This window comes from Bauldia sp., from assembly GCF_020442045.1.
GTDB lineage: Bacteria > Pseudomonadota > Alphaproteobacteria > Rhizobiales > Kaistiaceae > Bauldia.
In genome coordinates this window covers 1-13,047 of sequence record NZ_JAGRLA010000150.1, presented here as the reverse complement: position 1 = coordinate 13,047, position 13,047 = coordinate 1, and the positions used below count along the sequence as shown (strand labels likewise).

Genomic DNA, 13,047 nt, shown 5'->3' with positions numbered 1-13,047 from the left:
CAGAGGCGATCCATGACGCCAGCGACTGTCGCAACATCTTCGCAGTTCTCGTGATATGAGGCTGCCATGCGCATTGCCGTCTTCTTCACGCCCCCCCGCGATCATCCATTGACCGTTGCCGCCGCCGAATGGCTGGGTCGCGATGCTTTCGCCGACGAGTCGCGGTCGCGCGGTCCGGTGCCCGGCTTCGAACCCGAGGAAATCGGGGCTCTGACCGCCGATCCCCGCCGCTACGGCTTCCACGCCACGCTGAAGCCGCCTTTCCGGATCGCGGCGGGTCACAATCTCGCCGATATCCGGGCGGCACTTGCCGGTTTCTGCCGGACGCAGGCCGCCATGACGATTCCGGCGCTGGAACTGACCGGAATCGGGCCGTTCTTCGCGCTCACCGCCGGTCGGGCGACGCGGGAAATCAATGCGTTGGCCGATGCTGTGGTCAGGGCCTTCGAGCCGTTCCGCGCCCCCGCCACCGAGGCGGAGATCGCGCGTCGCCGGCCGGATGGACTGAGCGAGAGGCAGCGTGGCTATCTGAGGGATTGGGGCTATCCTTACGTGTTCGACGAGTTCCGGTTTCACATGACGCTGACCGGCCGGGTTCCGGAAACGCGTCGGGCGGCGATGGCCGAGGTCCTGCGCAAGCGGTTCGCCCCGTTTATCGGCAGGCCGCTCGCCATCGGCGCCCTGTCGCTCTTCCGCGAGCCGGCGCCGCCGTCGGATTTCGTCGTTGACAGCCACGCGGCGCTGACGCCGGTGGATCAGGTGATGGCACGGGCATGACGGAGACGGTCTTCCGGAACGGTCGCGTGGTGCTGCCGGAGACGATCCATGACGGCGACGTCGTGGCGCGGGACGGCCTGATCGCGGAAATCGAGGATGCCGGCAACGGCGACGCCGGTGTCGATCTCGAAGGCGACTGGCTGCTGCCTGGTCTCGTCGAGCTCCACACCGATCATCTCGAGGGGCATTACGCGCCGCGGCCCAGGGTGCGCTGGAACCCCTCCGCCGCCGTCCACGCCCATGACGCCCAGATCGCCGCCTCCGGAATCACCACCGTGCTCGATGCGCTGCGGGTCGGGATGGACGACGATTCGCAGCTGACCGCCGCAGAGGTGAAGACCCTCGGCGAAGCGATCGCCGCCGGCCAGAAGCGCGACAGCCTCAGGGCCGAGCATTTCATCCACCTCAGATGCGAGGTCTGCGCGCCGGACGTGCTCGACGGCTTCGCGATGTTCGACGATGAGCCCCTGGTCCGTCTGGCATCGCTGATGGATCATACGCCCGGCCAGCGCCAGTTCACCAGCATGGAAACCTACCGGATCTACTACCGGGGCAAGACCGGGATGTCCGACGCCGAGTTCGAGCGTTTCGTCGCCGGCCGCCAGGCGCGCGCCGGCAATCTTTCGGACACCCATCGCCGGGCGATCGCCGCGAAGTGCCGCGACCGTGGCATTGTCCTCGCGAGCCATGACGACGCGACGGAGGCCCATGTCGCCGAAGCGCTGGAGCATGGGGTCGCCGTCGCCGAATTCCCGACCACGCTCGAGGCGGCGTCGGCCTCCCGCCGGGCCGGCCTCAAGGTGCTGATGGGCGCGCCGAATATCGTCCGTGGCGGCTCGCATTCCGGCAATATCGCCGCCGGCGACCTGGCAAGGGCGGGCATGCTCGACGTGCTCTCGTCGGACTATTTTCCGTTCAGCCTGCTGCATGCGGTCTTCGTCATGGCCGAGACGATCGAGCATGTGCCGCTGCCCGCCGCGGTCGCGCTGGTCTCCCGCAATCCCGCCGGGGCGGCGGGGCTCGACGACCGCGGCGCGATCGAGACCGGCAAGCGCGCCGACCTCGTCCAGGTGCGGGTCGATGGCGACCATCCTGTCGTCCGCGCCGTCTGGCGCCAGGGCCGCCGTGTCGCCTGAGGGGGCCGTGCCCGCTTCCGATGGTGTCGGCCGGCTGGTCCTCGTCGTCGGTCCCAGCGGCGCCGGCAAGGATTCGTTGATCGCCTATTGCCGGGAGCGCCTCGCCGGCTCGGACCGCGTCGTCTTCCCGCGTCGCGTCATAACCCGTGAGGATGCCGGCGACACCGAGGACCACGACACCGTGTCGGAGGACGCCTTCCACCGCATGGTCTCCGAGGGCGCCTTCGCGCTTCACTGGCGCGCCCATGGCCTCGGCTACGGCATTCCGGCCGCGATCACCGCCGATCGCGCCGCCGCCCGCACGATCGTCGTCAACGTCTCCCGTTCGGTCATCGACAAGGCCCGACGCCGCTTTCCGCCGGTGCTGGTGGTCTCGGTCACCGCGCCGGTCGCCGTGCTCGCCGATCGCCTGTCGCGTCGCGGCCGCGAATCGCCGGAGCGGGTCCAGGCCCGGCTGGAGCGGAGCGGCAGCTACGTTGTCGAGGGCGAGGATGTCCTGGTCCTCGACAATGCCGGGCCGATCGAGCAGGCCGGGGAAACCCTGCTTGCCGTCCTCGTCGCTCCCGGCGCCTGAGGCGCTTGCCGTGGGCGGCATAGCGGTTTACCTCCGGGGCGCAACAATGCTCGGGAGGAAGCGACCATGTTCGAGAAATTCGGGATCCTGATCGACAACGAGTGGCGCCCCGCCCGTTCCGGCAAGACCATGCCGGTCCATTCGCCGGCGACCGAGGAGAAGATCGGGGACGTGCCGGTAGCCGACTCGGAGGATGTCGCCGACGTCGTGGCCAGCGCCGCCCGCGGCTTCGCGGCATGGAAGGCGATCGCCGCCTGGGACCGGGCGAAGGTCATGCGCCGCGCCGCCGACCTGATCCGCGAGCGGGTCGAGGATATCGCCGGGGTGATGAGCGCCGAGACCGGCAAGCCGCTTGCCGAGGCGCGCGGCGAGGCCAACGGCACCGCCGACCAGTTCGAGTGGTATGCCGAGGAAGCGAAACGGGTCTATGGCCAGATCATCCCGGCCCGGGTGCCCGAGCACCGGCTGTCGGTGGTCTACCAGCCGGTCGGCGTCTGCCTGTCGCTGTCGGCCTGGAACTTCCCGGCGTTGCTGCCGTCACGCAAGATCGCGGCGGCGCTCGCCGCCGGCTGCTCCGTCGTCGCCCGCCCGGCGTCCGATGCGCCGGGTTCCACCTTCAAGATCGCCGAGGCGCTGGTCGATGCCGGCATCCCGCCCGGCGCCGTCACCGTCCTCACCGGACCGTCGTCGAAGCTCGCCGCGGAGCTGATCGCCTCGCCGGTGATCCGCAAGGTTTCGCTGACCGGCTCGGTCGCCGTCGGCAGGAAGGTGCTGGCGCAATGCGCCGAGGGCATCAAGCGGGCCTCGATGGAGCTCGGCGGCCATGCCCCGGTCATCGTCCATCGCGACGCCGACCCGGTCGGCAGCGCCCGCTCCGCCGCGATGGCCAAGTTCCGCAATTCCGGGCAGGTCTGCATCTCGCCGACCCGCTTCTACGTCCATGAAAGCCTCAAGCAGCCCTTCGAGGACGCCTTCGTCGACTATGCCAGGTCGATCGTCGTCGGTGACGGCCGCAAGGACGGGGTGACGATGGGGCCGATGATCCGCGCCAGCGCGGTCGACACGGCGCTCGAACTGGTCGAGGACGCCGTCGGGAAGGGCGGCCGGCTGCTGCATGGCGGGCGCCGGCCCGCCCATCTCAACAAGGGCCATTTCATCGAGCCGACGGTGATCGCCGACGTGCCGGACGATGCCCGGATCATGGTCGAGGAGCCCTTCGCCCCGGTCGCGCCGCTGACCACCTTCGCCGAGGAGGAGGAGCTGATCGAGCGGGCCAATGCGCTGCCTTTCGGGCTTGCCGCCTACGTCTTCTCCAACGACGCCGACCGTGCCCAGCGCACCGCCGAGCAGCTCGAGGTCGGCATGGTCGGTATCAACGAGGTGCTGCTTGCCAGCGCCGAGGCGCCCTTCGGCGGCATCAAGGAATCCGGCTATGGCCGCGAGGGCGGCTCGATCGGCATCAAGGACTATCTCGAGCCGAAATTCATCCGCCACCGGCTGCTGCCGACCGGCTGAAGCCCGGCCGGACCAGGCGGCCGCGCCGACTTGCCGTCGACTCCGCGACCGGATGCTACTGCATCCGCGCGCCGGTCTGCCGGTCGAAGAGGTGGACCAGCGCCGGGTCGGCGGAGAGGTGGAGCGTCTCGCCGGGCTCGACGCGGATCCGCTCGCGGAACACGCCGACCAGGTCGTGGCCGCCAAGCTTCATGTAGACCTGCGTCTCCGACCCCGTCGGCTCGACCACCTGCACCTTGGCCGGGAAGCCGGTATCCGCGAGGACGAGGTGTTCGGGGCGGATGCCGAAGGTGGCGGGCCGGCCGTTCGACGACTCCGGCACCGGCGGCGAGGGAATCTCGTCGCCCTCGTCGGTGACGAAGATGGCGCGGCCGTCATCGGCGCGGAGCTTGCCTTCGAGGATATTCATCGACGGCGAGCCGATGAAGCCGGCGACGAACAGGTTGGCCGGCCTGTCATAGAGCTCAAGCGGCGAGCCGATCTGCTCGACGACGCCGTCGCGCAGCACGACGATCTTGTCGGCCATGGTCATCGCCTCGATCTGGTCATGGGTGACGTAGATCGTCGTTGTCTTCAGCCGCTGGTGGAGTTCCTTGATCTCCGTGCGCATCTGGACGCGGAGCTTGGCGTCAAGGTTCGAAAGCGGTTCGTCGAAGAGGAAGACCTGCGGGTCGCGGACGATGGCGCGCCCCATCGCGACGCGCTGGCGCTGGCCGCCGGAGAGCTGCTTCGGCAGCCGGTCGAGCAGGTTCTCGAGGCTGAGGATCGACGCCGCGCGCTTCACCTTTTCGTCGATCACCTGCTTGCTCTCGCGACGGAGCTTGAGCGAGAAGCCCATATTCTTGGCGACCGTCATATGCGGATAGAGGGCGTAGTTCTGGAACACCATCGCGATGTCGCGGTCCTTGGGGCGCAATTCGTTGACCACGCGCCCGCCGATGCCGATTTCGCCGCCGGTGATCTCCTCAAGGCCCGCGATCATCCGCAGCAGGGTGGACTTGCCGCAGCCCGACGGCCCGACCAGCACGACGAATTCCCCGTCGGCGATGTCGACATTGACGCCGTGGATGACCTCGACCGAACCGTAGGCCTTGAAGACGTCGCGGACCGCAACTTCCGCCATGATTCAGACACTCCCTTTCCGGGGCGCCATCGCGACCCCAATTCGTTACCTGCCGGGCCAGTCTAGCCCGAAGCGACGATCTTGGTAGGATTAATGTGCCTTGATGGTCAAGTGACCGCGTGCCCGGTCGCCATCGCCCGCGGCCGGGCGATCGCCTGCCGCCATAGGGAATGCGGCCCCATCCGCGCGATTTCGATGCCATGCCCTCGGGATCGGCGATCCCGGCCTGGAAGGTCCCGTCGATCCCGTGCCTGGCGGGGCGGACGGTCCGTCCTGATGCCCCGTGGCCTTGCGCCCATTCCGCGTGTCGGGCAACGATCGGTCCGGGATTCGGAATTCACATGAGGGAGACGGGCATGATTCGCGTGATGCTCGGGGCGGTGGCCCTGGTGGTTGGAATGGGAGCGGCGCAGGCGCTGGAGCCCGACGAGCAACGGGGGCTGACCTTCGTCAAGACCAATTGCGCGATGTGCCACGCGATCGGCAAATACGGAGACAGTCCGCTGCCCCTGGCGCCGCCCTTCCGGACGCTGCACGAATTCTATCCGATCGACAGCCTGCAGGAGGCGCTGGCCGAGGGGATCGTCACCGGCCACCCGTCGATGCCCCAATTCGAGCTCGAGCCGGACCAGGTCGAGGACGTGATTGCCTATCTCAAGACTCTCGAATAGGGGCCCAGACACGTCTTCGCCGGCCAGCCTTGTCTGCGATTGCACGCAATTCGAACCCACGCGGAAAAACATGAAGCTCGACCTCGACAGCCGGGAAGGGTGGCCGGACAATCTCCGGATTCTGCTCGATGCCTATCCGCGGAACGTCTGGCGGGATCACGCCAACCTCGGCGAGATGTCCCGATTCTGGCTGCATATCCACGCCCAGTTCCGCAGTCTCGGCCGTGAATTGAGCGAGATGGGCGAGGCCTTCCGCGAAGGCCGGATGGAGGCCACCGACTACCGCGCCCTGTATCCGCGCCGCCTCAGCCAGTTCCTCGGCGGGCTGGAGGGCCACCATTCGATCGAGGACTACCAGTTCTTCCCGCTTTTCACCGCCGCCGAGCCGCGTTTGGCCAGGGGCTTCGAAGTGCTTGAAAACGATCACGAATCCATCCACGCCGCAATGGTGGCCGCCTATCAATCCGCCAATGCGCTGGTCGCGACCCTGGACAGGGACCGCGATGCGATGATGAAGGCGGCGGAGAAGCATGACGGCGACGGCGAGCGTCTGCTCGGCATGCTCACCCACCATCTCGACGACGAGGAAGACCTGGTCATCCCGCTCATCCTCGACCGTGGCGAGGGGCCGCTCGGCATTTCCTGACGCGGCCCGGCACAACCCCGCCGATTGCCGCCTTTCCGCCTGCATGTCATAGAAGTCACAGGATAAATCGGCGTGCCCGCACGCCGGCGGGGACTGTCGACATGGATGACGGCATTCCAGGGATAACAGAGGCGCGCTATCGGCTGCTCGGGCTGCAGGCGGTGCGCCACGATGGCGGTGTCGTCATCCGGCGCGGCAAGACCCGTCTCGAGGTCCCCGGCGAGAAGGCGGGCGACCTGCTCGATCTCCTTGTCGCCCGATCGGCCGAGGGTTCGGGGATCGACCTCGAGGAGATCCAAGGCGCGATCGACGCGACCGACCATGAACTGCTGCGACTCCTGGTCGAGCGACTGAGGAGCGCGCGTCTCCTGGTTCGTGGCGGCGACATCGGCGGCGAGCGGCGCGACGACATCTTCTACTGGAACCACGGCACCACCGCCGCCGCGACCGCCGCCAACATCACCAGCATCGATCTTGCCGTCTTCGGCATCAACCACGTCTCGCTGCCGCTGCTCGGCAACCTCAGGAGCTGCGGTTTCCGCCGTCTGACGCTGGTCGACCACCCGGCGCTCCGCAATCTCGACTTCTTCGACGAAGACCGGAAGCTGCGCTCCGAAATCGCCGGCGCCATGTCGGTCAGGCCGCGGAGTTTCGAGGAATGGCAGGGGCGGGGCCGTCCGTCCGAATGCCAGGTCGTCTGCAGCGACGTCGGCGGCCTCGGGCTGATGCGCGACTGGAACCGCTCCTGCGTGGCGGCGAATGTTCCCTTCTATCCGATCGTCCTCGAGGACGAGGTGGCCCATCTCGGCCCGCTGGTCATTCCCGGCGAGGGCCCCTGCTTCGAATGCCTCTGCCTGAGGCGGGAGGCCGCCGCCGCCGATCCGGATCGCGAAAGGGCGACGCAGGGCCATGCCTTCTTCGGGCGCGTCGTGTCGGGTTACCTGCAGCCGATGGCACGGGTCGCCGCCGATATCGCGGCGATCGAGCTCCTCAAGTTCTTCAGCCGCACGCTGCCCGGCGGGGCCGCCGGCCGCCTGATCGAGGCGGACCTGATGGTGCCGGCCCTGAGGACACGCACGGTTCTCAAGGTGCCGCGATGTCCGGTCTGCGCGACGGCGGCGTCCGGTTCGGCGCCGGCGCCGGACGAACCGGAGGCCGGGGAGGCATGACCGGCGCGGCCGTCCTGCCCGCTGCCTATCGGGCGCTCTGCGAGCCGGATATCGGCATTGTCGGCGCCTTTGACGAGACCGCCGTCGCGCCGGACGCGCCGCGATACCGGCACTATCGCGCGCGGCTTTGCGACATGCCGACGATCGGCGGGGTGGCGACCGGCCGGATGGTCGATGTCGCCGCCGCCGACAGCGGCGGCGCGATCTCCGCCGCGATCCGGCAGGCTTTGTCGCGCTATTGCGCGGCCTTGTATGACAGGAGCGGGCTGCCGGTCGCCACCGCCGCGGAAGCGCAATTCACCTGCCTGCCACCGGCGGATTTCGCGCTTTTCAGCGAGGCGCAATATGCGCGGCCCGGCTATCCCTATGTCCCGTTTCTGGAAACCACCCCGGTCAGGTGGACGACCGCGGTCAATCTCGCCACCGGCGAGACCATCCATGCGCCGGCGGCGATGGTCTGGTTCCCCTGCATCTACCAGCGCGGCGAGGGCGACCAGCCGATTGTCTGCCCGGATTCGGCCGGGCTCGGCTCGGGCGAAGGGGTGGCCGCCGCGGCTCTTGCCGGGCTTTGCGACGTGGTCGCCCGCGATGCCGGGGCGCTGTTCTGGCGCGCCAGCATCCAGCCGCCCAGGCTTCGGACCGGGACGCTGCCGCCGCGTCTTCGCGACTTGGTCCATCGCTTCCGTCCGTCGGGCGACCCGGTGGCCTTGCTCGACGTCACCACCGACAACCGCATCCCGGCCTTCGTCGCCGTCGTCACCTCCGATCGCCGGGACCGTCCCGCCCACGTCTTCGCCGTCGCGGCCGGGCCCGACCCCGAAGCGGCTTGCGCCACCGTGCTCGCCCGTCTTGCCGCGAACCGGCGGGTTGCGGCAGGGCTGATGCGGGAGGGGCCGGCGCCCGTCGAAACCAACGACTGGGAGGATGTCATCGAGCCGGCGGACCATATGCGCTTCGCCGCCGATCACGACAACCGGTCGCGCTTCGCCTTCGCGCTGGAGTCGGACGAAAGGATCGACCTTGCCGATTGCGAGAGCGCCGCGACGGGAACCGTCGGCGGCGATCTCGAGGCGATGATCGGCCGGATCATGGCGACCGGCTACCAGGTCTATGCCGCCAACCTGACCAGCGCCGACATCGGCGGCCTCGGGCTGAATGTCTGCCGCGCGATCGTCCCGGGCTATCAGACCCTCTTCGCCGGCCATCACCTGCGCACGCTCGGTGGACGCCGGCTCTACGACGCGCCGCAAAGGCTCGGCCATCGCGGCATCGCCGCCGGCTCCGCCGGCAATCCGGCGCCGCATCCCTTTGCCTGAGAGGAGGGAGGAACCCCATGCCGACCTGGTCCGATACCGCGATCGACGCTGGTCTGGACAGTGCCTGGGAGACCTATCACGAGAATGCCAAGCGCAGCCGCCGTTTCGCCATCCCCGTCCGGGATCGCGAGACGCCGCCGGGCGATGAGAATTCGTTGCCGCCGGATGCACAGGTCTTCGCGCTGCAGGCCGGCGGGTCGCTGGTCATGCTGCCGGGCGAGGGGACTGTCGACCCGGCCTATGCCGGTGCCGGCGTCCTGGCGCTCGAGTCGCTCGCCGCGATCCTCGGCTCAGCCGGCCGACCGATCGGCCATGCCGACCCGATCGAGATAGTCCTCCATGCCAGCGCGGTGGAGACGCTGCCGGCGGGTCTCTTTCGCTACGACCATCAGGCCCGCGCCCTCGTGGTGACGAGCCGCGAGGCGCTTGGCGGCCAGCTTGCGGCGGCGAGCGACGAGCCGGATCTCGTCGCACGGGCGCAAGCCGTGATCTTCGTGGTCGCGGCACTCGGGAAGGCGGCGCGCGCGGCCGGCGAGCGCGGCTATCGCGACGCGCTGGTCCGGGCGGGACGCCATGCCCAGGCCTTCGATCATCTCGCGCCGGCCTCCGGCCTCTGGTGCCAGGAGGTCGCCGGCTTCTACGACCGCGAGCTCGACCGGCTGCTCGGCCTCGACGGCCTCTCGCGCAGCGCGTTCTGCATGATCGCCGTCGGCACCGCGGCGGACGGCTAGGCGGCGGGGAGGGGCGACGGTGACCGAGGAAGCGCGCGGCGGAGAGGAACCGGCAAAGGTCCGCTACGTCGACCTCGCCCTCGGCGCGTGGCGGCCCCACGAGGCGGCGGCGCAGCTTGCCGCGGCCCTGTCGGTGACACTGCCCGAGCCTGCCTTTCCCCTGTCGGAATGCGACGAGATCGACAGCCGGGCGGCCGGCGACGCCCTCGTCCTCCACGCCCATGACGCGGCGACCCGGATCGCGCGCGCCCTGCCGCAGAACGGTATCGTGGCGGTCCTGGCACCACGTTTCGGGCTTGCGCTCCGTCAGGACAATGAGTGGTTCTTCCATTTCCTCAAGCGGCGCGGCATTGCCATCGTGGTCATTGGCGACGGGCCGTCGCTCACCCTGATCGGCCAGTCGGTCTTCGAGCGGCGCGGCGGCATCACCGAGCCAAGGCGCGGCGAGCCTCCGCGCTCGATGTCGGAAGACCAGCGGCGGCTGCTCCGCCTCTTTCCCGGCCTCCTGCCCCGGTCGCTGGCGGACAGCCGGAACATCGCGATCGGCGATGGCTTCCTCGTGCCGGTCGGCACCGGATACTTCCTGATTCCGCCGGCGTGGCGCGATACCGCTCCCGCCGATGCGGCGCGCGACCTCGACGCGATGGCCGCGCTGGAGGATGACGACGACGGCATGGCGGCGCTCGCCGAGCGCTACTGCACCGCCCATTTCGCCGACAGCGAAAAACTCTGCGAACTGAGCCAGCGGTTCGAGCGGGCCGGAAGCATCGACATCGCGCTCGAGATGGCGGAAAGGGCACGCCATGTCGCGCGGCAACCGGAGGCGATGGCCATGGCGGATATTCGCGGTCAGGCGCTCCGCCGCCGGCTGGCCCGCTTCGACGAGATGCTTGCCGTGCCGCCGCCCTCGCGCCGGGTGTCGGAGGCGGTCCGCTCCGGCCTCGATCGCCTGCGGGTCCGGGCAGCGGCCGGTGTCGGCGGGACGGCCGGGATCGATGGCGGTTTCGCGCCGTTGGTCGAGAAGCTCCGCGCCGGCGAGGACCTTGCCGCCGAAGAGATCATCATGCTCGACGAATACGTGGCGGCGCTTGCCTCGAACGAGGCGGACCGCGCGCTGGAGATCGCGGAAGCGGTTCGCGAAGCGCTCGATGATCGGCCGGACGCCGACCGGCGTCTCGTCTACCGCAACGCGATGACGCTGGCCCGCCTGCACCGGGCGCGAGGCGAGGCCGACCGTCGCCGTGCCGCGCTCGAACGGGCTTTCGCGACATCGCGGGGCGTCAGGAGCCTCGGCGAGGTGGTGGAGATGAACATCCTCGCCGCGCTCGGCGAGGAGGAAGCCGCCGGGCCGGCGGCGCGACCGGCCTGGCTGCGTGCCGCGCTCGCCTGGCTTGCCTTCGATCCGCCCGAGGCGGCGCCGGCCGGCGTCGTCCGCGCGCTCTTCGGCGAACGCGGTGACCACGGCCGGTCCGCGCTTGACATGGACCTCTGCGAGGAGATGGCGGATCGCATGATGGCCGCCTGGCCCGAACTGAAGGCGGAGCTTGGCGGCGAATATCCGGAAATCCGCGCAATCGACGCGACCATCCGCCCGCGGCGGCTCATCGGCGGGCCCGGCGCGGTGATCGGCTGGGTGGAGTCCAGCAAGGTCGCGCCGGTCTATGTCCGGTCGAGGATCCGGCTGCTGCGCCTCGCCGCGGCGGCGTTGGCGACCCTTTGCCCGTCATTCCCCGGCCTCGCTGGCGGGGTCTATCTCGTCGACAGCAACCTTGGCCTCGATATTCCGGCGACCCGCGAGGCGGCGCTCTCGGCGGCGTTGCGGGCCAGGGCCGACGAGCTGGTCTTCGGCGAGGAGACGATCGCGCTCGATCCCGGCGCGAGGGCGCGGCAGGCCGGCCGCCTCGTCGTCTCTGCTGCGCCGGCGGTCACGGTCATTGGTCCGCTCGACGCGGGAATGGTCTGCCGCTTCGCCCGCCACCGGCCGGAGGTGGCGCTGACGCCCGAACAGGCGGAGACCATCGCGCCCCTTCTCGACAATCCGCGCATGGCCCTCGGACCGCTCGCGGTCATGCTCGGAAAGACCGTGACGGAGACCGAACGCCTGCTGCGCGGTCTCGAGGCCCTGGGTGTGGTCCGGCTCGATATCGACGCTCCCGCCGGGCCGCCGGTGGCGGCGGAGGCCTCGCCCGCGGCCGCGAGCGGTGAAGACGAATGACGGCGGTTACCAGGCGCTCGACGATTACCTGTCCCCGCTGCGGTCATGCGGCGGTCGAGTCGATGCCGGTCGACGCCTGCCGGTATCTCTACGAATGCAAGGGATGCGGTGCGCTGCTGAAGCCGCTTGAAGGCGACTGCTGCGTGTTCTGCTCCTATGGCGACCAACCCTGCCCGCCGGTGCAGGTTGCGCGGATCACCGGTGAGCCGACCGGCTGCTGCTTCTGAACCGCCGGATCAGGCGCCGACGGAGTCGGGTGGAGCTCCACCCGCCCGTTGAAATCGATGTCTTGGACGGCCCGGTCACCGGCGGCCGCCGCCGCGGATCTCGGACATGGTGCGGGTCGGGGTGATCGCCTCCGGGTCGAACCTGAGGTCGATGATCGCCGGCTTGCCCGAATGAAGGGCATTGTTGAAGGCCTCGGCGAAATCCTCGGTCCGGGTCACCGTCTCGCCGTGGCCGCCATGGGCGCGGGCGAGCGCCGCGAAATCCGGATCGACGAGGTCGGTGGCGATATGGCGGCCGGGATAGTCGCGCTCCTGGTGCATTCGGATGGTGCCGTGGATGCCGTTATTGACGACGATGACGACGATCGCCGCCTTCTCCTGCACCGCGGTGGCGAATTCCTGGCTGGTCATCTGGAAGCAGCCGTCGCCGGCAAAGGCGACGACGATGCGGTCCGGATTGGCGAGCTTGGCGGCGATCGCCGCCGGCATGCCATAGCCCATCGAGCCCGAGGTCGGTCCAAGCTGGGTGCCGAAACGGCGGTAGTGGAAGAAGCGGTGGATCCAGTTGGAATAGTTGCCGGCGCCGTTGGTGAGGGTCGCGTCGTCGGGCAGCCGTTCGCGCAGCCATGCGACGATCCGGGAGAGCTGGACCGGCCCGGGATTGCTGACCGGGCTGCTCCAGGCGCGGAAGGACTGGTTGGCCGCCGCGGCCTCCGCCTCCCATGCGGTTCCCGCCGGTGGCGGCTCGAGCCCCTCCAGCGCCGCGACGAAGGCGGCGGGGCTGGCGTGGATCGCCAGCGTCGGATGGTAGACGCGGCCGAGCTCCTCGGCGCCGGGATGGACATGGACGAGCGTCTGGCCGGGCTCGGGAATGTCGATATGGTGGTAGCCGCCGGAGGGTATCTCGCTCATCCGGCCGCCGACGAGGAGCAGGAGATCCGATTCCT

At 69.4% G+C, this 13,047-nt stretch carries 13 protein-coding genes; 11 read left to right on the top strand and 2 right to left on the bottom strand.

Annotation, left to right across the window (positions count from 1 at the left end):
• Nucleotides 1-66 precede the first annotated feature (66 nt).
• From KDJ86_RS16760 to KDJ86_RS16745, 4 genes are all read left to right on the top strand, one after another.
• A complete protein-coding gene (locus KDJ86_RS16760; RefSeq protein ID WP_291748411.1) occupies nucleotides 67-777 on the top strand; it encodes a DUF1045 domain-containing protein in 711 nt (236 codons plus the stop codon).
• A complete protein-coding gene (locus tag KDJ86_RS16755) occupies nucleotides 774-1,913 on the top strand; it encodes an alpha-D-ribose 1-methylphosphonate 5-triphosphate diphosphatase (RefSeq protein WP_291748409.1) in 1,140 nt (379 codons plus the stop codon). The genes KDJ86_RS16760 and KDJ86_RS16755 overlap by 4 nt, the downstream gene beginning before the upstream one ends.
• Nucleotides 1,914-1,920: 7 nt before the next feature.
• Nucleotides 1,921-2,487: a phosphonate metabolism protein/1,5-bisphosphokinase (PRPP-forming) PhnN gene (gene phnN, locus KDJ86_RS16750; protein WP_291748407.1), complete on the top strand. Its 567-nt coding sequence runs from the start codon at nucleotides 1,921-1,923 to the stop codon at nucleotides 2,485-2,487.
• Between the two features lie 66 nt (nucleotides 2,488-2,553).
• Nucleotides 2,554-4,002, top strand: a complete 1,449-nt coding sequence (locus KDJ86_RS16745) for an NAD-dependent succinate-semialdehyde dehydrogenase (RefSeq protein WP_291748404.1) — start codon at nucleotides 2,554-2,556, stop codon at nucleotides 4,000-4,002.
• 55 nt (nucleotides 4,003-4,057) lie between these two features.
• Here the strand turns inward: KDJ86_RS16745 and KDJ86_RS16740 are convergent, their stop codons facing one another.
• Nucleotides 4,058-5,125, bottom strand: a complete 1,068-nt coding sequence (locus tag KDJ86_RS16740; protein ID WP_291748402.1) for an ABC transporter ATP-binding protein — start codon at nucleotides 5,123-5,125, stop codon at nucleotides 4,058-4,060.
• A 356-nt stretch (nucleotides 5,126-5,481) separates the two neighbouring features.
• Between KDJ86_RS16740 and KDJ86_RS16735 the strand changes: the two genes are divergently transcribed.
• The 7 genes from KDJ86_RS16735 to KDJ86_RS16705 all read left to right on the top strand — a co-directional run bounded on the left by KDJ86_RS16735 (nucleotide 5,482) and on the right by KDJ86_RS16705 (nucleotide 12,100).
• Entirely contained in the window at nucleotides 5,482-5,796 is a 315-nt protein-coding gene (locus tag KDJ86_RS16735; protein WP_291748400.1) for a c-type cytochrome, read from the top strand.
• Between the two features lie 70 nt (nucleotides 5,797-5,866).
• Nucleotides 5,867-6,442, top strand: a complete 576-nt coding sequence (locus KDJ86_RS16730) for a hemerythrin domain-containing protein (RefSeq protein WP_291748397.1) — start codon at nucleotides 5,867-5,869, stop codon at nucleotides 6,440-6,442.
• A 101-nt stretch (nucleotides 6,443-6,543) separates the two neighbouring features.
• Nucleotides 6,544-7,611 carry a TOMM precursor leader peptide-binding protein gene (locus tag KDJ86_RS16725; protein ID WP_291748395.1) on the top strand — a complete coding sequence of 356 codons (1,068 nt, stop codon included), beginning with the start codon at nucleotides 6,544-6,546 and terminating at the stop codon, nucleotides 7,609-7,611.
• Nucleotides 7,608-8,927, top strand: a complete 1,320-nt coding sequence (locus tag KDJ86_RS16720) for a YcaO-like family protein (protein WP_291748392.1) — start codon at nucleotides 7,608-7,610, stop codon at nucleotides 8,925-8,927. The genes KDJ86_RS16725 and KDJ86_RS16720 overlap by 4 nt, the downstream gene beginning before the upstream one ends.
• A 17-nt stretch (nucleotides 8,928-8,944) precedes the next feature.
• A complete protein-coding gene (locus KDJ86_RS16715) occupies nucleotides 8,945-9,658 on the top strand; it encodes a nitroreductase family protein (protein ID WP_291748390.1) in 714 nt (237 codons plus the stop codon).
• Between the two features lie 19 nt (nucleotides 9,659-9,677).
• Nucleotides 9,678-11,873 (top strand): hypothetical protein, encoded by a 2,196-nt coding sequence (locus tag KDJ86_RS16710; RefSeq protein WP_291748388.1) that lies wholly within the window; start codon nucleotides 9,678-9,680, stop codon nucleotides 11,871-11,873.
• The gene (locus KDJ86_RS16705) at nucleotides 11,870-12,100 is read left to right on the top strand and encodes a GDCCVxC domain-containing (seleno)protein (protein ID WP_291748386.1); all 231 of its coding nucleotides are present in this window, start codon (nucleotides 11,870-11,872) and stop codon (nucleotides 12,098-12,100) included. The genes KDJ86_RS16710 and KDJ86_RS16705 overlap by 4 nt, the downstream gene beginning before the upstream one ends.
• Nucleotides 12,101-12,175: 75 nt before the next feature.
• On the opposite strand, the gene KDJ86_RS16700 is transcribed toward KDJ86_RS16705, so the two are convergent.
• A partial coding sequence (locus tag KDJ86_RS16700) for a thiamine pyrophosphate-dependent enzyme (RefSeq protein ID WP_291748384.1) occupies nucleotides 12,176-13,047 on the bottom strand: 872 nt, incomplete at its 5' end.